Raw genomic sequence first — 18,125 nt, forward strand, 5'->3', positions numbered from 1 at the left:
AAGGTGAAATGTTCAGCCCTGAGGGCTTAGCTGCGGAACAGGCTCAGCAGGATCGAGCTGCCTTGGTTGGCGATCGACAGGGCCTGCACGCCCAGCTGTTGCTTGGTTTGCAGAGCCGTCAGCTTGGCGCTTTCCTTGGCCAGGTCAGCATCGACCAGGTTGCCGATGCCGGCCTCGGTCGAGTCCTGCAGCTTGTTGAGGAAGGTCATTTGACGACCGACCGACTTCGACTGGGTGCCGATGGTCGCCAGGTCGGCGGTGATCGTCGCAATGGCGGTGTCGACGATGGCGGTCGTGGCTCCGGCGCGGTTTGCGGTGCCGGCCGAGACAGCCACGACGGAGGCGGCGGCGGCCTTGTCGACCGTGCCGAAGCCGATCTGATAGGTCCCGCCGCTGACATTGGTGGTGATGCTTGTCGCGGTCGTGGTGTTCCACAGGTTGACGCCGTCGAAAGTCGCGCCCGTCAAGGCCGCATCGATTTCCTTACCCAAGGCATTGAAATCGGTCAGATAAGAGGTTTCAGCGGCGGAGCCGGCGACCGAGGACTGAATGCTGACAGCCAGCGATTTCATTTCTTCCAGGGCGGCGGTGATGGTGTCGCCGGCGGCCAGGGCCACATCGACGATGGACTGTCCGCGCTGAAGGGAGTTCCGGACCGCATCCATGGCGCTCATGTTGGCGCGCTGGGTCGTGGCGATGGCGTAGATCGCGCCGTTATCCTTGGCCGAGCCCACTTTCAGGCCCGTGCTGACACGGTTTTGCGTGCGCTCCAACATGGCGTTGGTCGCATTGAGGTTTTGCAGGGCGACAGCTGCGCCGTAGTTCGTATTGATGCTCGTAGCCATTTTGGCTTCCTGTTCACTTCGTGTGATGTCCGGCGCCATTTTAGCGCCAGGAGCGTTTTGCTCGGTCTCTAGGAGAGCAAGGGCGGGGCCAGGTCGAAACGGCGCGCCCGTTCGACGCTTTCATTGATTTCATTGATGTTATCTCGCCGTTCGGCGAGGCGACCCGGCAAGCTTTCACCTCATGCGGCAGAAGTTGCCGAGTCGTTTGTGCAGGGTGTCAGTCAGCCGAGCGCTTCAGCCCGTTCTGAGCGTCCTGCATCGCCCGTTCGGCCAGCAGGGTCTCGACCGCCAGCCGCCGCGCGCCGCCGCAAGCGACGATCTGGGCGCCGCGCAGCACATAGGCGGCATCCAGATCGCCCGCCGTAGGTTCAGCCGGCAAGGTCGCCAGGGCGCACGGCCGTCGCGCCGCCTCTGGCAACGTCAACCGCGCCGGCGCAACCGTCGAGATCGGGGGCGAGCCGGCACAGCTCGCGGTCATGGCGGCGCAGACGATCAGCGCGGCGGTGTTCCAAGGAATAGTCGGCGTCATCGGCGCTCCTGGCCTGTGCGACGGCGGTCGCGGTCGCCCGCTCCACCGCCGTCGTCCTGTGTTGATAGTGATCGACGCGCACGGCCTGAGCCGCCGCCCCTGCGGTCTCGATGCGCCTGGCTTCGGCTTGCGCCTGGGCGGCTGCGGCGTCTCGCGCCTGAGACAGAGCCGTCGCCAAACGTTTCTGTTGCAGGTCCAGCGGGTCCCAGCGAAAGCCGAGACCGCCCAGCAGAACGGCCCCTGCCCCTAACACCGCCACGCCTGTCGCCAGCCAACCCCACGGCGTCAGCGCGCGCAGGAGGGCGCTCACGGGAAGGCCTTTCGATCCAGCTCGAAATGCGGGCCGTCGCGCAGTGTCTTCCAGTCCCCGCCCCAGATCAGGGGCGTCTTCAGATCAGCGGCCGCCGCCTTGAACGCCTGGGCGATCCGGCCATACAGCGGCCAGTCCCAGCGCACCTGACCCTCGACCAGGGCGGCGACATCGACCGCGTGACCCGTCAAATGACGCGAGCGCAGCGTGCGGCTGGCCCCCGCCTTGACCAGCGCCGCCTGACGCGTCGCCGTGCGCAGGCCCTCCGTGATCATGAAATCGACCGGAGATCGCAGGATCGCCGCCTCGACCACCGCCGTCAGCGCCGGATGGACGCCGACAAGCCGCACCCGCGACCGGGTGGAAAGCCGAAAGCTCATGGCCGGCCTCCCATCATCTTCAGCCGGGCATTGGCCACAAGGGCGACCAGTTGTTGGGCGGTGGGCGCCACCAGATAGAGGACCAGGATCAGGGCCAGCAGCCCCATCAGCCCATCCGTCATCCTGGGCAGCATCTCGGGCGGCATCCGCCCGACCGTCCGCATCAGCAGCACCCACAGCCCCGCGCTGACGGCGAAGGCGTAGAGGCGGCGAAACAGCCAACGCCCTTCCGCCAGCGGCTCTATCGTCGGTCGGGTCATTGTTCGTCCTCCTTGTCATAGGTTTCCACGATGCAGCGCCCGTCCCAGCCAGACTGGGCGCGCCATTCGCCGTCGCTGAGGCTGTCGGGCGCTTCCCACGCCTCGGCCTCCAGCACTTCCACCGGCTCGGCCGGATGCCGCCGCCGGCTCATCCGACGGCCGTGATGCGAACCGCGCCCGCCGCGCCTGCGCCGCCCGGGCCTGCGGCGGTCAGGCCTGCGCCTCCCCCGCCGCCGCCTGCGCCGAAGGTCGCGCCTGCGCCGCCGGGACTTCCGGCGCCGCTCGCCGATGCGGTCCCGCCGCCGCCGCCTCCACCGGACAACGACAGATGGGGCATGGCGGCGATCGAACCCGCCGCACCCGCCGCCCCACCCGCGGCCAGACGTCCGCACCAGCCGCCGGCCCCGCCCGGTCCTCCAGCACGCGCGACATCGGACGCACTCAGCCCGCCGCCAGCGCCGCCGCCGCCGGGTCCATAGGGACAGACCGTCTCGCCGCCGGTCGCTGCTGTGGTCGTGATCGATGAGCCGCCGCCGGGGTTGGCGACGCGCAAACCCAGACCGCCGGCGCCGCCCAAGCCCGCGCTGGCGCTACCTGTCGCACCGCCGAGGCCGCCCGAGGCGCGCAGCAGGACCTCGCCACCCGCCGCGATGCGGCTCTCGCCGCCCGCAGCACCCCCAACGCCGCCCGCGCCGACGGTGATCGTCAATGCATCTTCGAGATCGTCAGTGGACCAGCAGCCTTGCGTCAGGCCGCCCGCGCCGCCGCCCCCACCCCCGAAACGCGCGGTTCCGGCCGGCCCAGCCAGCCCAGCGCCGCCCCCTCCTCCGCCGCCGACGCAGGCGACTTCGAGCCAGCGCGCCCAGGACGGCGGGACGTAGTCGCCGTCGCTGGTGAACAGGGTCGTCTCGCGCCTTACCGCGCCTTGATCAAAGGCGACGCGGCCCGTGGCGCGGTCCACGCTAAACACCGTCCGCCAGGCGCCCGCGTCGTCGCAGGCCTTGAGCCCCAGATCGTCCTCGCCGATCAGGCCAAGTTCGGCGCGCGCCGCATAACCGCTCTGGAACAGCAGCGACAGCACATCGGCCGCCGTTTCCTTGTTCAGCGTCAGACGCAGGTCGCCGTCGCCGCCCTCCTCCACGCCGCGCGCGGTGAACAGGGCGGCGTTGATTTTGGCGGACAGGGGATTGGCGTCATCGGCGGTCGTGCCCAGGCCCAGCCGCGCCAGGCCTTGGGCCTCGCCCAGCCGTTCGCCGAGCGCGACCCAGCCCGCGTCGGTCCGCACCAGAACGGCTGGCTCGTCCAGCACCACGGCGATCAGGCCATTGGGCGTCGGCACGACGGTCCAGCCGCCGGCTTCGAACCGCATCAGGTTTCCGCTTGCTCGCCCGGCCCAGGCGGTCCCCTCCGCATCGTCCGGCACGATATAAAGGTCGCCGTCGGTCGGCGCGTTCGGCTGGGCCTTCGTCGTCCGGCTGACCACCGCCGTTTGCAGCAGGGCGTCCAGCCGGGTCAGGGCTGTGTTCAGGGTCACATGCTTCTGCATCTGTCCCGCCGCCAGATAAGGCAGGGCCAGACGCGCACTGAAGTCGTCGCTCATCATTCTCTCCGTTGTCGTCGGAGATCAGTCTGGGCGCGGCCCTACCTCAGGCCGGAAGATGGTCTATACGATGGATTAGGCCGTTGTTTTCAGACGGCTTCGGTTTGCAAAATACGCAGGCTAGACCGGTTCAACCCGCGCATCTCAGTCGTGCAGATAGACGATCCGCTTCAGCGTCTGGTCGTTTTGAACCCGCGCCTCGTGCATCTCGTGGTCGCCGCTGGCGCGCGCATTGGCCTCGGTGTCCTCGACCCAGTGGGTGCTTTCGATGTGCTTCTGCAGCGCCCGCGCCGCCATCAGCTGGCCGGGGAAAAAGGTGTCCACGATGTCGCCCGCGAGGGGCACCGTGCCGGTCGCCGTGTCGATGGCCATATAGGCCCCCATCCGCGCGAGGGTCGCCGGCGTCGCCTTGGCCCGCACGGCCTGAAGCATCAGCCAGCCCCCGGTTCCGACCGTATAGACCGTGCCGACCACCGGCACCCAGGTCAGCATGGCGTCCAGCCCCAGGCCGAACGGCCCGATGCCGATCACGCGGTCGGACAGCTTCTTTACGCCCTCGACATTGGACCAGATGTTCTCGATATCCCGGATCGACCGTCTGGCCATGTCGCCCTCCAAAGCGTCGCTTTAACGCGGCGCGACGCTTCCCGTTCAATCCAAGAGATACGTCTTCGATGACCCTGATCAAGCTGGCGGCGAATGTGACGGCAAGCGCCCTGTTGCTGGGGCTGGCGGCGTTCGGCGTCGCGGCCCTCAGCGGGATCGGACATCGGTGGGTCGACATCCTGGCCCAGTTCACGTCGCCGGTGCTGCTGGCGGCCGTCGGCGTGACCCTGATCTGTCTGGTGCTGCGACTGTGGCCGGCCTCGATCATCGGCGGACTGGCCTGTCTGGTGCTGACCATTTCGGTCTGGCCCCAGTGGACGCCAACGAAGGGCGTCCCTGTTCCGGACCAGCCCATCGTGCGCGTCTATTCCGCCAATCTGTGGGTGTTCAACACCGACGTGGCGGCGATGCGCCGGTCCATCGCCGCCGCCGACGCCGACATCCTGGTGCTGGTCGAGATGGGTCAGGCGCCGGAGTCGCGACTAGATACGCTGCTGCCGGACTATCCTCACCGCGCCTTGATCGGCCAGGCCCGTTCAGGCGATCACGCGCGGTCGATCATCGCCTCACGCTATCCGATCCTGCAACGCCTGCCCGAACGGGCCGACGGCCTCAGCGCCGTGGGCGCGACCGTCCAGACGCCCATCGGCCCGATCAACGTCTTCGGCGTCCACCTGACCCGGCCCTGGCCCTATCAGTATCAGTGGGGGCAGATCAGCCAGGTCATGGCCCTGACCGAGCGTCGCAAGGCCGCGCCGGACCACCCGGTCATCGCCGCCGGCGATTTCAACAGCGTCTCGACCGCCCGCATCGGTCGTCAGATCCAGGCGGACATGGGCCTGATCCCTGCGCCCGGTTGGCCCGCCACCTGGCCCAGCCAGGCCCCGGCCTTCGCCGGCATCACCATCGATCAGGTCTATCGCTCCCCCGACCTGGCCCTGATCACGCGACGGTTGGGCCAACCGACGGGGTCCGACCATCGCCCGGTCATCACAGAGTTCACCCGCGCGCAGTCGCCGAAATAAGCGCCTTCAACCGCGCCTCATGCCCGTCGGTCGGAAAGTCGTCGGCGACCCAGCCGTCCTCGAACGCCTTGATCAGGCGGCCGGTCTCAGGCCCTGCGGCGAGGCCCAGCCGCGCCAGATCGCGTCCGCCGACCGGCATCTTCGGCGGTGGCCAGTCGGCGGCCAGAGAATGCAGCCGCGCCCCGTCGCCCTCGCCTGCCGCCTCGGCGCGCATCAGCCGATCCTCGAACGCCCTGCGCCCCCGCCGATAGATCGCCGCCCGCGCCTCGGCGTCGCTCATGCGCGGCGACACAGTCGGGCCGTCCCCGACCGCCGCCGCCAGTCGGTCCCGCACCGCGTTCGACAGGCGTAGAGTGCTCGCGATCCCGACCACTGCCGCTGCATCGGCGGGCAGAAGCGCCGACAGCCGCATCACCGGATCGCCGGTCAGACCGCTCATCGCCTCGAACAGCGCCAGCGGCTGCACCTGCGGCAGCACCTGGGCCAGCACGCCCGTTTCGGCCATCGCCCGCACCGCCGCACGCGGATCGCGCGCCGCCAGCAGTTTCAGCAGCTCCTTGGACACCCGTTCGGCCGACAGCTGCCCCATGCCCGCCTTCAACGTCGCACAGGCCGCCAGCCCGACCGCGTCCGGCGCACCCCGCCCATACCAGGCGTAGAACCGGAAGAAACGCAGGATGCGTAAGTAATCCTCGCGAATGCGCGTCTCCGCCTCGCCGACGAAGACGATCCGCCCCGCCGCCGCGTCGTCCAGCCCCCCGCCGGTCGGGTCGAACACCGTCCCGGCCGCATCGGCATAGAGGGCGTTCAGCCGGAAATCCCGGCGGGCCGCATCCTCGGCCCAGTCCTCGGTGAAGGCGACGACCGCGCGGCGTCCGTCCGTCTCGACGTCGCGGCGAAGGGTCGTGATCTCATAAGGTCGCCGCTCCGACACCCCGGTCACCGTGCCGTGCTCCACCCCGGTCGGCACGGCCTTCAGCCCGGCCGCCTTCAGCGCCGCGATGGTCTCTTGGGGCCTCAGCCGCGTGGCGATGTCGATGTCGTCCACCGACTGGCCCAGCAGGCTGTTGCGCACGCAGCCGCCGACGAACCGCGCGCAGCCCGGACCGCCCGCTGCCTCCAGCGCCGCCATCACCGCCCGCGTCGCCTGGCTTTCCAGCCACGGCTGTCCCGCCATCGAGAGGCTCATGCGGCGTCCTCGTCCGCCGCTGCTTCGGGGGCGGCCTCATCGCCGTAAAGCCGGACGTGCAAAGCCTTCAAGATTCCCGCCGTCACGCCCCAGATGTAGCGTTCGCCCCAGGGCATGGCCCAGAACCAGCGCCGCAGCCCCTCGTCCATGTCGTAGAAGTCGCGCCTGTGGTTGGCGGCGTCCATCAGGAAGTCCCAAGGCGTCTCGAAGACCTCTGCCACCTCGTCCGGCGAGGGTGTCGTGACCGGCGCCTCGCGCAACCAGCCGATCACCGGCGTCACCAGAAAGCCTGTGCCGGTCTCATAGGCGTCGGACAGGCCCAGCACCTCGACCGCAGCCGGGTTCAACGCCACCTCCTCGTCCGCCTCACGCAAGGCCGCCTGGACCGCGTTTTCGCCGGGATCCAGCCGTCCGCCCGGAAAGGCGATCTGGCCCGTGTGCCGCGCCAGGGTGTCCGCCCGCCGCGTCAGCAGAACTGTCGCCCCCTCAGGTCGCGCCACGATCGGGATCAGCACCGCCGCCGGCCGAAGCTCCTTGGCCGTCCGCGTCGCCTGAGGGTTCAGATCGAAGTCCGACCGCGCCGCGACCAGTTCCGGCCGCCAGGTCTCGATCGGCGCCAGCCGCTCGACCAACCGCGTTCTGAGAGTCTCAAGGCTCACGCCACGGCGCCCAGCGAGAAGGTCTGGCCGTTCGATTTAACGACCAGCCGCCCATCGACCTCCTCGGCCATCTCGACCAGTTCGTAGAAGACCGGGCGTGCGATCCGCGCCCACAGGTCTCGCCGCACATGGATGCGCGGCGCCGGTTCGCCCGTCGTCGGATCGGTCTCGACCACGACGGGATCGGCCTCGCTCGCCCGCACCTCGTCCCCGACATCGGTCGTAAACACCAGGTCGTCGCCGTCGCGCGTCATCGCCACGGCCCGGAACGGCAGATCCTCGACCTGGATCTTCAGCTTTTCGACCGGCGTGACAAGATGATAGCCGTCCGGGTCCTTGCGCAACACGGTCGAGAACAGTCGCACCAGCTCCTTGCGGCCGATGGGCGAGCCTTCATGCATCCAGACGCCGTCGGCGCGGATGACGATGTCGATCTCGCCGCAATGCTCGGGATGCCACAGATGAACCGGCGGCAGCCCTTTGCCGGGCGCCTGTTTCGCCGCCTCCGCGACGGCGTTCAGTCCTGACTTGGGATCATTCATCCTTCTGACTTAAGCCCCGCAAAGCGTGCGGGAAAGGTCAGCCGATGCGAACCGGTCCCGAAACCTGATCCACGCCGGTCGCCAGCCACAGGACGCGGCGGCGATCCACCGGCCCTGGCAGGATCGCCTCGGGCCCGCCGACGAAACCAAACCGCTCGAAATAGGCCGCGTCGCCGACCAGGAGCACCCCGCCGACATTCAGCGTGCGCGCTTGGTCCAGACAGGCCTGCACAAGTTCCGCGCCCAGGCCTTCGCTGCGCTGGCTCGCATCCACCGCGATCGGCCCCAGGAACAGGGCGGGAGTGTCTCCGATCGTCACCGGCCACAGCCGCACCGAACCGATCACCCGCCCGTCCAGTCGCGCGACGAAGCCCACGGCGGCTTGCGAGCCTTCACGCAGCCGCTCGGCAGTCTTGGCGAACCGCCCCGGCCCGAAGGCGGCCATGACCAGAGCCTCCACGCCTTCGGCGTCGGCCGGGGTCTCGGCTTCGACCCGGCTCAGGGCCGCAGGTATGGCGAGGGCGTGCGACATCTGCGCTCCAACAAGCGCGGGCACCTAGAAGCAAAGCTGCGCCAAATCAAGGCGCGCTTCGATGACCGTCATCCGGCCTTGGAAAAGTCCGGCGCACGCTTTTGCGTAAAGGCCATGAAGGCCTCCATGGCTTCGGGGCTCTTCATCTGCGAGCCGAAGGCCTCGCCCTCGCGCTGCATCAGGGCCCACAGACCTTCCGCGTTACGCATCAGCCGCTTGGTCTTGCGGATGGAGTTTGGCGCGCGAGCCGCCACCCTGGCGGCCAGGTCCGCCGCCGTCGCCTCGACCTGATCGGCCGGGACCGCGCGGTTGGCGATGCCCCACGCCAGGGCCGTGCGACCATCCAGCGGCTCGCCCAGGGCGAACAGTTCGAAGGCCCGCTGATGACCGATCACAGCCGGCAGCAGCAGACTGGACGCCGCCTCGGGCGCCAGGGCCAGGTTGACGAAGGGCACGGACAACAGGGCGTCCTCGGCCACCACCACCAGGTCACAGTGCAGCAGCATGGTCAGGCCGATTCCGACCGCCCGCCCCTTCACCGCCGCCACGGCCGGCTTGTCCAGGTCCGCCAGCGCCTTCAGGAAGCGGAACACCGGCATCTCGCCCGGTCCCGCGCCCTGCGACCCCAGGGCTATGAAGTCCTGGATGTCGTTGCCGGCCGAAAAGCTGTCGCCCTCGGCGCGCAGCAACAGCACTCGCACCGCATCGTCGGTCCGCGCCCGCTCGGTCGCCTCGGCCAAGGCCGAATACATGGCCTGGGTGATGGCGTTCTTCTTGTCGGCCCGGTCCAGCGTGACTCTGAGGACGCCGTTGGCCAGTTCGCTACGGATATGTTCGCTCACGTCGTTTCCTCGTCCTGTTCGACGGCTGCCCACCAGTCCACGCCGTTCTCGTCACGCGTCCGCATCGCGCGGCCGCGTCTCTCCAGATAGTTCAGGTGCGCCTGGGCTTCGCCCGTGGCCATGCCCAGTACCCCGTCCCCGACCGCCCGACCGAACACGGCCGGGAAGGCGTCGAGCACCCTAGACGGTTGACGCAACGTCCGCTCAAGCCGTTTCAACGCGACCTCATGTCCGCGTTTCAACGCATCGAGCCGCGCGTGAACCCCATAGAAGGGCTCGCCATGCGCCGGCAGGACGAACGCCCCCTCGGGAAGCAGTTCCCGCAGCTTTGCCAGCGAGTCCATCCAGTCGCCCAGCGGATCGGCCTGCGGCTCAGTGGGCCAGACCGACACATTTGACGAAATGCGCGGCAGGATCTGATCGCCCGCGATGAAGACATCGTCCGACCGTCGCCACAGGCAGACATGCTCGGGGCTGTGGCCGGAGCCGACGACCACGGTCCAGTCGTCGCCGTCGATGCTCAGGGCGTCGCCGTCCGACAGCCGGCGGTAGCTGCGCGGCATCGGACTCACTCCCTTCGCGAACCCGCCATAGTCCGCGCGCCAGCGTTCGATCTGGACCTCGTCCCACCCCGCCGCACGATAGAAGACCTCGCCGTCGGCCGGCGCATCACCCGCCTGCTCGGCCATCAGCATCCGGCCGGTGATGTATTCGATTTGCGACATCAGAAGAGGCGCGCCCGTCCGTTCGCACAGCCAGCCGGCCAGGCCGATATGGTCGGGGTGCATATGGGTGCAGATCAGCCGCGTCACCGGCCGCCCCTCCAAGGCCCCCGCCAGCGCCGTTTCCCAGGCGGCGATGGAGCCGCGCGTGTTCAATCCGGTGTCGATCACGACCCAGCCCTCGGCGTCGCGGATCGCATAGACGTTCACATGATCCAACTGGAACGGCAGGGCGAACCGTAGCCACAACACCCCGCGCGCAACCTCGATCGCCTCGCCAGGCTCCGGCACGGTTTCGAAAGGATAGGTCAGGCCCCTTGCGTCCTTCGCCACCGTCGTTCGCGTGCTGCCGTCGGCCAAGTCAGTCTCCAATCGAAACGCGCAGACACTAGCCTCAGTCCGGCCTCAGCGTCCACACTCGCCTTGACCGCGCTCGAATACAGCGCCACGAAGTGATCATGCATTCAGAACGCCAAGGTGTTTCCATGAAGTCCCGTCTCGTCGCCGCTGCTGCGGCGCTCCTGTTCAGCGCCTTTGCAGTCGCTCCTGCTACCGCACAAGATCCGAACAACATGGGGACCGGCAATGGCCCCGCAGGTTCGCGAAACGGCATCGATGCGCCCAGTGAACGAGTGATGCCATCGCGCACTCAGCGCCCCAGCAACAACCAGCCGCGGCGGGAACGCCAGCCCGCACCCCCGACGCCCGAGCAAATTCTGGCGTCTGCGCAGGAACAGGCCAGCCTGGCCAACACGAACTGTCAGGTCAGCGAAGCCAAGCTGCTGGGACAGACTGCAGAGAAAACCTCCGTTTATGAGGTCGCCTGCGCCACCGGTCCGGGATTCATCCTTGAGTCAAAGACGCCGCCGACCGTGACCAGCTGTATTTCTCTCGCCTATTCTGCGCGCGTCGCGCGCGAACGCGATCCTGCCGCAGATGTCGGTCTGCAGTGCACGATCACCGCAAATACGGACACGGACAAGTTTCTGCGCGAGTACGCCCAGCAAGCGGGCGTCCCTTGCGCAGTTGATCAAACCAAGGTTCTCGGCCAGTCGAACGGCGGCGTTGTCGTTTACGAAATCGGTTGCTCCGACGGTCCAGGATTCTGGATCAAGCAAGAAGCAGGCGCTTGGAACAAGACTCCGTGCATTCAGGTGCTGGCGGAGAACGGCACCTGCGAATTTACCACCCCGGCGGAGAACGCAGCCTATGTGAAGACTCTTTTGGCTGGTTCGGAAGCGGCATCCTGCAATGTCACCGAAGCCCGCCTGATGGGCCAGAACGCCAACGGCACATTTTATGAAGCCAAGTGCGACGGCGCAGACGGGGTGATCGCCCGCTTGAACGCCGAAAACGCCGTCCAGCAAATCTATCCCTGCGCCACGGCCCAGCGAATCGGCGGCGGCTGCAAGCTGACGACGGCTCCGGCCGCTGCGGCTGCGCCGGCCGGCGGTCGCCCGTAAGCGAAGCCACAGACTGAGCGAAGGGCCGTCGGAGCGATCCGGCGGCCCTTTTGTTTTGCGCGGCCTCTTTTCCGAAACCGTGACGCGCCCTACCGTCGCCGTCATGCGCATCGCCACCTGGAACGTGAACTCCGTCAACGCCCGCCTGCCCACCGTGCTGGCGTGGCTGGAGCAGGCCGCCCCCGACGTCGCCTGTTTTCAGGAGATCAAATGCGTGGACGAGAAGTTCCCGCGCGAGGCCTTCGAGAGCCTGGGCTACAATGTCGAGACCCACGGTCAGAAGAGCTACAACGGCGTCGCCCTGCTGTCGAAATACCCGCTGTCCGACATCCGGCGCGGTCTGCCCGGCGACGACGCGGACGAACAGGCCCGCTATATCGAGGCTCTGGTCGAGGCGCCCCGACCCATCCGCGTGGGGGCCATCTATTTGCCCAACGGCAATCCGATCGGGACCGAAAAGTTCGCCTACAAGCTGGCGTGGTTCGAGCGTCTGAACCGCCACGCCCGGGACTTGCTGGCGTTCGAGGAACCGCTAGCCCTGTGCGGCGACTACAACGTCATCCCCGAGGCCGAGGACGCCAAGAACCCCGCTGCCTGGACCGACGACGCCCTGTTCCAGCCCCAGAGCCGCCAGGCCTTCCGCGCGCTGAAGAACCTGGGCCTGGCGGACGCGCATGAGATCGGCGGCGAACCGTCGGGAACCTACACCTTCTGGGACTATCAGGCCGGCGCCTGGCAGCACGATCACGGCATCCGCATCGATTTCGCTCTGCTGTCGCCCCAGGCGGCCGACCGGTTCCGGGGGATCGAGACCCATCGCGACGCCCGCGACATGGAAAAGCCCAGCGACCACGTCCCCGTGGTGGTCGATCTGGATCTCGCCAGAGACGAGGAGGCCTGACGCCCATGGCCGACGCCTTGCGGGTGGTTCTGCTGATCGCCTTGGCGGCGGCCCTGCTGACGACGTTGGCCCTGGCCTTGTCGTGGTGGATGGAGCCGCCGCGTCGCCTGCACCGCGCCATGCTCAAGACGCTGGGCGCCGCGCCCGAGGTCGAGGCCCTGTCGCCGGGCGAGGGTCGCGCCTGCGCGCTGAACTTCGACATCGAGCAGGTGGTCGTCCTGTGGGCCAACGGCGCCCACGGCCTGGTCTATGCTTTCGACGAGGTCGACGGCGGCGAGATCATCGTCGACGGTCATGTGGTCGCCCGCGTCCGTCGGGGCGAGGCCCGCAAGTCTCTGGATGTTCTGGCCCCCGACGCCGAACAGGTGGTGCTGCGCCTGATGTTCGCCGACGCCCGCCATCCCGAGTTCGAACTGGCCCTGTGGGACGCCGCCCTGCCCGCCCAGACCGGCTCGCCCGGCGAGGCGCTGCGGCTGGGTCGGCGCTGGCTGTCGCATCTGGAAGCCCTGCTGAAGGGCTGAGACGCGACAGGGCCTTTCGGTCGCCGCGATGGAGCGCTAGAAGCCCCGCTCATTCCTGAAGACACGCCTTTATCAAGGAGGCCGCCTTGGCCCGCCTTTTCGACGCCTATATCGTCGCCGACTGGACCGCAGCCGAAACCAAGAAGCTCGGCGACACCTCCCTGTGGATCGGGGTGGCCAAGCGCGACGTGCGTTTCCGCCTCTATACCGAGACGCACAATGTCGCGACCCGCGCCGAGGGCGAGGCTCTGCTGGCGTCCATCCTGGCGGACCACAGGAAGCGCGGAGACCGGGTGCTGGTCGGGCTGGACTTCAACTTCGGCTATCCCGTCGGCACGGCCGCGCGGCTGAAGCTTGACGGAACCCCGTGGCAGGCGATGTGGAAGTTCATCGCCTCGAACGTGGTGGACAAGGCCGACAACACCAACAACCGCTATCAGGTCGCGGCCAAGATGAACCGGCTGATGACGGACGAGGCCTGGCCGCTGTGGGGGGCACCGGCCAAGCAGGCGCAGCGCTGGCTGACCACGACCAAGCCGCCGGTCGGCGCAGGCGCCGACATCCCCGAGTTTCGCGCCACCGAGAACGCCGCCCGCAAGGGTCGGCTTCAGCCCAAGAGCGTGTGGCAGATGCACGGCGCGGGCGCAGTCGGCGGCCAGACCCTGGTCGGCATCCCGGCCGTGCGGCGGCTGCTGGAAAGCCTCGGCCCGTCCGGCGCCGTATGGCCGTTCGGCACCGGCTGGCGCGAACTGACGCCCGACGACGTCGAGCCCCTGTCGGCCCTGGTCGTCGAGGTCTGGCCCTCGATGCATGAGACCAAGCCGAACGAGGGCGAGTTCAAGGACCAGGCCCAGGTCCGCTCGACCGCCGAAGCCCTGGCTCACATGGACGAGGCCGGTGATCTGGCCAAGGCCTTCGGCCCGCCCAAGGACGCGACGCCCGAGTTGATCGCACAGGTCGAGCAGGAAGAGGGCTGGATCCTGGGCGTCTGAATCAGGCGGCGGCCGGCACACCCTGCATCGCGTCGGAGACGGCGCGAATCAGGGCCTCCGCCGCCACCGGCTTGGACACCGCGCCGCAGAAGCCCTGGGCCAACAGCTCCCCCTCCATCCCCTCGCCGGCGTCCGCCGTATAGGCCAGGATCGGGGTCAGGCGGTTGGGGCCAGAACCCCCGCGAATCCGGTTCAGGGCCTCGACCCCGCCCATCTTCGGCATCCGCAGGTCCATCAGGATCACGTCAAATACAGCGCATTCGGCGCACTCGACCGCGTCGGCGCCGTCCACCGCGTCCTCCACTGTCGCGCCCATGCCGTTCAGAAAGGCGCGGGCCAGTTCACGATTGGCGGGATGGTCGTCGGCGACCAGCACGCGCAGACCCCCGACATCTGCGCCGCCCATCGGCCGGGCGCCGACCGCGACCTCTTCTTGTGCGGCGGGCGCCGGGATTTCGAACCAGAAGACGCTGCCCTTCCCCTCGACGCTATCGGCGCCGATGGCGCCATTCATGGCTTCCACCAAGCCTTTGCAGATGGCCAGGCCCAGGCCCGTGCCCCCATGCGAGCGTGTGTGCGACCCGTCCACCTGGGAGAAGCGGCGGAACAGTTGGTCCAGCTTGTCGGCGGCGATGCCGTCGCCGGTGTCATGCACAGCAACGCGAAGCCGTTCCTCGTCGGCGCTCCAGCGCACGGCCAACCGCACTCCGCCCCGGCTGGTGAACTTCACCGCATTGCCAATGAGATTCAGCAGGATCTGGCGCAAACGGTCGGGGTCGGCGACGATAGAAGACCGATCCGTGGTCAGTTCAAGCTCCAGATCCAGATCCTTGGCGCCGGCCTGGGGCGTGAACAGTTCCAGGGTCGAACGCGCCAGGGTCTCGATATCGGTCGGCGCGGGCCGGATGGCGACCTGCCCGGCCTCCAGTTTTGAAAAGTCCAGGATGTCGTTGACCGTGCACAACAGGGCGCGGCCCGCGTTGTCGACCCGGCCGACATAGTTGCGCACCAGATCCGGCAACGGCTGTTCCAGCGTCAGGCCCGTGAAGCCGATAATACTGGTCAGGGGCGTGCGCAATTCGTGGCTCATATTGGCGAGGAACTCGGCCTTCACGGCGGCGGAGGCTTCGGCCTCGGCGCGGGCCTGTTCCAGTTGCACCTCCAGCGCCTTGCGGCGCGAGATGTCGCGGATGACGACCACGGTCTCGACCGGTCGGCCGGTCTTGTCTCGCACCAACTGCATTCGGGTCTCGCACCAGACCGGGTGGCCGTCACGGTGCAGAAGACGGTTCTCCAGGGTCGCTGAGCCTCGCCCGCGCGCCATCTGGGCGAAGGTCTCGGCCAGACGAACACGGTCGTCGGGATGGACGAAGGATTCGGCCGTCCGTCCCGCCATCTCGTGCGGCTTCCAACCCAACAGTCGCTCGACGGCCGGGGAGATATAGTTGGAATGCCCATCCAGTTGAATGCGAGCGATGACGTCGGCGGCGTTGTCGGCGAGCAGCTTGAACTGACCGTGGCTGCGCGCCAGCGCGTCCATGGCCGCGCGCTGGTCGGTCACGTCCTGAAATACGCCGAACATGGCCAAAGGCTTGCCGTCCGGCGAGAACTCTGCGGCGCCCTTGCTGACGACTTGACGAACGACGCCGTCATTGCGGCGGATGCACATATCCAGCTCGAACGGGCCCTCCCCCTGCAGCGTTCGCTGCCATTTTTCTTCCAGCAATGCGCGTTCGACTTCGGGATAGAAGGCTGTCGCCGTCTCGAAATCGGGCGAGAAAGTCTCGGGCGAGACGTCGTGAATCTTGTAGACTTGGTCCGACCAGAAGATGGCCGGATCGACCACGTCCACGCGCCAGTGACCGACGCCGGACAGGGCCTCGATCATACTCAGCATATGCTGCTGCTCGCCGCGTTGACGTTCGGCGCGCGCGCGTTCCAGTTCCGCCACCACCAACCGCGCCAGGTCGCGTAACCGATCAAGCGTCGCATCGTCCGGTCGCGGTCGGACCCGCGTATCGATAACGCACAGCGTGCCGTAGTTTGCCCCGTCCGATCCCGTCAGCAGGGCGCCGACGTAGAAGCGGACGTGTGGCTCGCCCGTCACGAATGGGTTGTGCGCGAAGCGAACATCTTGCGTCGCATCCTCGACCACCATCACTTCGTTGGCAGGCAGATCGAGCGCGTAGGTGCAGAAGGATACATCGCGAGGTGTCGAGCAGCCGTCCATGCCGATGTTGGCCTTGAACCACTGAATATCCTCGTCCAGCAGCGTCACCAAGGCGATGGGACAGTCCAGAAGATACGCCGCCAGATTCGCGGCCGCTTCAGTCGCCGCATCGCCCTCTGCACCCACAGCATGCAAAGAACGAACACTGGAGAGACGCTGGCTTTCGTTCATCGACGCGGCACCCGGATACTGACTGGGGTCCGACCATGCGCAAACTTGCCTACTTTAACGTTACCCAGCGCTAGGTAAGTTTCCTGATCGTCAACCTATCAAGGCCCGCGCCGCCGCCCGCGCCTCGTCGGTGATCTCGGCGCCGGACAACATCCGGGCGATCTCTTCCTGGCGGCGTTGGTCGTCCAGGGTGACGACCGTGGTGGTCGTCAGGCCGTCGCGGTCGGCCTTCATCACCTTCCAGTGGGCGTGACCGCGCGACGCCACCTGGGGGCTGTGGGTCACCACCAGAACCTGGGCGCCGTTCGACAGGCGTTTCAGACGCGAGCCCACGGCCTCGGCCACGGCGCCGCCCACGCCCTGATCGACCTCATCGAAGATCATCACCGGCTGGCGCATGTCCTCGCGGCTGGCCAAGGCGGCCTTCATCGCCAGGGCGAAGCGGGCCAGTTCACCCCCGGACGCGATGGCGTCCAGCGGCCCGAAGTCGGTTCCGGCGTTGGTGGCGATCTGGAACCGCACGGTCTCGACGCCGTCCGGTCCGCGACGCCCCTCGATCGGTTCCAGCGCCACCCGGAAACGCGCCCGCTCCAGCTTCAGCGGGCCCAGTTCGCCCATGACGGCGGCGGTCAGGCGCTCGGCCGCCGCCTCGCGTGCCGAGGTCAGGAAGGTGGCGGCCAGATCGTAGGATTCGGCGGCTTCCGCCGCCTCGCGCCCCGCATTGGTCAGGGCCTCCTCGCCGTCCTCGATCAGCCGCAGCTGCTCGCGCAATCGGATGCGAAGGCTCGGCAAGGCATCGACCGTGGTGTTCAGCTTGCGGGCGGCGGCGCGCAGGGCGAACAGCCGCTCTTCGGCCTTGTCCAGTCGGCCCGGCTCGTAATCGAAGGCGCCGGCGGCCGCGTCCACGGCGGCGACGGCCTCCGCCGCCTCGACCATGGTGCGGTCGATGGCGTCCACAGCGGCGGACAGTTTCAGGATGACGGGGTGATCGCCCTCGGCCCCCGCCTGCCCCGCACGCTGGCGGGCGTGTTCGACGGCGCGCAGGGCCGCGCCTAGCTTCTGGCTCAGCTTGTCGCCGCCCAGCTGGGTGCGGGCGTCGGCCAGGTCGGCGATGGCCTTTTCGGCGGCGCCCAGCAGGGCGCGTTCGCCCGCCAGTTCCGTCTCTTCATCGGCGCGCGGATCGAGCGCGTCTAATTCGGACAGGTTGAGCGTGATCTCCTCGACGCGCGCGGCGGCGTCGGCCGCCTGCGCCTTGAGCTCCGCCAGCTTCGCCTCGGCGGCCTTCAGCTTGGTCGAGGCTGCCGCGACCGCCAGCAGTTGCGGCTGCAAACCGCCATAGGCGTCCAGCGAGCCGCGGTGCGTGCGCCAGTCCAGCAGGCCAACGGTTTCGTGCTGGCCGTGAACCTCGACCAGGGCCGCGCCGATCTCGCGCAGGGCCGTGACCCCGGCAGGCTGGTCGTTGACATAGGCGCGGCTGCGGCCGTCGGCGCCCAATACCCGTCGCAGGATCAAATCCTCGCCCGCCTGAACCTCAAAGCCGCGATCAGCGATCAGGGCCAGCAGATCAGGATCGTCGGGTGCGGAGAAGACGGCGGTGGCGACCGCCTGTTTCGCGCCATGCCTGACCAGGCCGGCATCGCCCCGCCCGCCCAGCGCCAGGCCCAGCGCGTCCAGAATGATCGACTTGCCGGCCCCGGTCTCGCCGGTCAGCACGGTCAAGCCGCTCTCGACGTCGAGATCGAGCGCATCCACCAAGACGACATCGCGAATTGAAAGGGCGGTCAGCATCGGTTTAGGCGCCGGAAC

Annotated in this window: 21 protein-coding genes; 5 read left to right on the top strand and 16 right to left on the bottom strand. The window is 68.0% G+C overall.

The features are described 5' to 3' along the window. Positions 1-26: 26 nt before the first annotated feature. The 8 genes from ACP7BH_RS06555 to ACP7BH_RS06590 all read right to left on the bottom strand — a co-directional run bounded on the left by ACP7BH_RS06555 (position 27) and on the right by ACP7BH_RS06590 (position 4,530). Positions 27-845, bottom strand: a complete 819-nt coding sequence (locus ACP7BH_RS06555) for a flagellin (RefSeq protein ID WP_425982817.1) — start codon at positions 843-845, stop codon at positions 27-29. A 217-nt stretch (positions 846-1,062) separates the two neighbouring features. Beyond that, entirely contained in the window at positions 1,063-1,224 is a 162-nt protein-coding gene (locus ACP7BH_RS06560; RefSeq protein WP_425982815.1) for a hypothetical protein, read from the bottom strand. Continuing rightward, the gene (locus ACP7BH_RS06565; protein ID WP_425982813.1) at positions 1,214-1,684 is read right to left on the bottom strand and encodes a hypothetical protein; all 471 of its coding nucleotides are present in this window, start codon (positions 1,682-1,684) and stop codon (positions 1,214-1,216) included. The genes ACP7BH_RS06560 and ACP7BH_RS06565 overlap by 11 nt, the downstream gene beginning before the upstream one ends. After that, on the bottom strand, positions 1,681-2,064 hold the full coding sequence (locus ACP7BH_RS06570) for a M15 family metallopeptidase (RefSeq protein WP_409719224.1): 384 nt from the start codon (positions 2,062-2,064) through the stop codon (positions 1,681-1,683). Before ACP7BH_RS06570 ends, ACP7BH_RS06565 begins: the two co-directional genes overlap by 4 nt. After that, positions 2,061-2,324 (bottom strand): hypothetical protein, encoded by a 264-nt coding sequence (locus tag ACP7BH_RS06575; RefSeq protein ID WP_409719226.1) that lies wholly within the window; start codon positions 2,322-2,324, stop codon positions 2,061-2,063. The genes ACP7BH_RS06570 and ACP7BH_RS06575 overlap by 4 nt, the downstream gene beginning before the upstream one ends. Further along, a complete protein-coding gene (locus ACP7BH_RS06580) occupies positions 2,321-2,476 on the bottom strand; it encodes a hypothetical protein (RefSeq protein ID WP_409719228.1) in 156 nt (51 codons plus the stop codon). Before ACP7BH_RS06580 ends, ACP7BH_RS06575 begins: the two co-directional genes overlap by 4 nt. Continuing rightward, complete coding sequence (locus tag ACP7BH_RS06585) at positions 2,473-3,924, bottom strand: DUF2793 domain-containing protein (protein WP_425982812.1); 1,452 nt, start codon at positions 3,922-3,924, stop codon at positions 2,473-2,475. The genes ACP7BH_RS06580 and ACP7BH_RS06585 overlap by 4 nt, the downstream gene beginning before the upstream one ends. Positions 3,925-4,068: 144 nt before the next feature. Next, positions 4,069-4,530: a DUF4112 domain-containing protein gene (locus ACP7BH_RS06590; protein ID WP_135193220.1), complete on the bottom strand. Its 462-nt coding sequence runs from the start codon at positions 4,528-4,530 to the stop codon at positions 4,069-4,071. A 68-nt stretch (positions 4,531-4,598) separates the two neighbouring features. Here ACP7BH_RS06590 and ACP7BH_RS06595 point away from each other — a divergent pair, with 68 nt between their 5' ends. Continuing rightward, positions 4,599-5,555: an endonuclease/exonuclease/phosphatase family protein gene (locus tag ACP7BH_RS06595; protein WP_425982810.1), complete on the top strand. Its 957-nt coding sequence runs from the start codon at positions 4,599-4,601 to the stop codon at positions 5,553-5,555. Here ACP7BH_RS06595 and ACP7BH_RS06600 read toward each other — a convergent pair. The 6 genes from ACP7BH_RS06600 to ACP7BH_RS06625 form a co-directional block, all read right to left on the bottom strand. Beyond that, positions 5,530-6,744: a CCA tRNA nucleotidyltransferase gene (locus ACP7BH_RS06600; protein ID WP_425982808.1), complete on the bottom strand. Its 1,215-nt coding sequence runs from the start codon at positions 6,742-6,744 to the stop codon at positions 5,530-5,532. The two genes, ACP7BH_RS06595 and ACP7BH_RS06600, sit on opposite strands and share 26 nt — an antisense overlap. Further along, entirely contained in the window at positions 6,741-7,403 is a 663-nt protein-coding gene (locus ACP7BH_RS06605) for a CoA pyrophosphatase (RefSeq protein ID WP_425982806.1), read from the bottom strand. Before ACP7BH_RS06605 ends, ACP7BH_RS06600 begins: the two co-directional genes overlap by 4 nt. Beyond that, positions 7,400-7,945: a DUF1285 domain-containing protein gene (locus ACP7BH_RS06610; protein WP_425982804.1), complete on the bottom strand. Its 546-nt coding sequence runs from the start codon at positions 7,943-7,945 to the stop codon at positions 7,400-7,402. Before ACP7BH_RS06610 ends, ACP7BH_RS06605 begins: the two co-directional genes overlap by 4 nt. 37 nt (positions 7,946-7,982) lie before the next feature. Beyond that, positions 7,983-8,477 (bottom strand): GNAT family N-acetyltransferase, encoded by a 495-nt coding sequence (locus ACP7BH_RS06615; protein ID WP_425982802.1) that lies wholly within the window; start codon positions 8,475-8,477, stop codon positions 7,983-7,985. A gap of 68 nt (positions 8,478-8,545) precedes the next feature. Further along, a complete protein-coding gene (locus tag ACP7BH_RS06620) occupies positions 8,546-9,319 on the bottom strand; it encodes an enoyl-CoA hydratase (protein WP_425982800.1) in 774 nt (257 codons plus the stop codon). Then, complete coding sequence (locus ACP7BH_RS06625; protein WP_425982798.1) at positions 9,316-10,401, bottom strand: MBL fold metallo-hydrolase; 1,086 nt, start codon at positions 10,399-10,401, stop codon at positions 9,316-9,318. Before ACP7BH_RS06625 ends, ACP7BH_RS06620 begins: the two co-directional genes overlap by 4 nt. Before the next feature lie 125 nt (positions 10,402-10,526). Between ACP7BH_RS06625 and ACP7BH_RS06630 the strand changes: the two genes are divergently transcribed. The 4 genes from ACP7BH_RS06630 to ACP7BH_RS06645 all read left to right on the top strand — a co-directional run bounded on the left by ACP7BH_RS06630 (position 10,527) and on the right by ACP7BH_RS06645 (position 13,918). Beyond that, positions 10,527-11,504, top strand: a complete 978-nt coding sequence (locus tag ACP7BH_RS06630; protein WP_425982796.1) for a hypothetical protein — start codon at positions 10,527-10,529, stop codon at positions 11,502-11,504. A 103-nt stretch (positions 11,505-11,607) separates the two neighbouring features. Next, positions 11,608-12,405 (top strand): exodeoxyribonuclease III, encoded by a 798-nt coding sequence (gene xth / locus ACP7BH_RS06635; protein WP_425984783.1) that lies wholly within the window; start codon positions 11,608-11,610, stop codon positions 12,403-12,405. Between the two features lie 5 nt (positions 12,406-12,410). After that, positions 12,411-12,926, top strand: a complete 516-nt coding sequence (locus tag ACP7BH_RS06640; RefSeq protein ID WP_135193229.1) for a hypothetical protein — start codon at positions 12,411-12,413, stop codon at positions 12,924-12,926. Positions 12,927-13,012: 86 nt separating this feature from the next. Next, positions 13,013-13,918, top strand: a complete 906-nt coding sequence (locus ACP7BH_RS06645; protein WP_425982794.1) for a cobalamin biosynthesis protein CbiG — start codon at positions 13,013-13,015, stop codon at positions 13,916-13,918. 1 nt (position 13,919) lies between these two features. Here the strand turns inward: ACP7BH_RS06645 and ACP7BH_RS06650 are convergent, their stop codons facing one another. Then, on the bottom strand, positions 13,920-16,274 hold the full coding sequence (locus tag ACP7BH_RS06650) for a PAS domain-containing protein (protein ID WP_425984781.1): 2,355 nt from the start codon (positions 16,272-16,274) through the stop codon (positions 13,920-13,922). Between the two features lie 135 nt (positions 16,275-16,409). Further along, positions 16,410-18,107: a DNA repair protein RecN gene (recN, locus tag ACP7BH_RS06655; RefSeq protein WP_425982792.1), complete on the bottom strand. Its 1,698-nt coding sequence runs from the start codon at positions 18,105-18,107 to the stop codon at positions 16,410-16,412. Positions 18,108-18,125 lie beyond the last annotated feature (18 nt).

It is taken from the genome of Brevundimonas sp. TWP2-1 (assembly GCF_049897645.1).
Taxonomy (GTDB): domain Bacteria; phylum Pseudomonadota; class Alphaproteobacteria; order Caulobacterales; family Caulobacteraceae; genus Brevundimonas.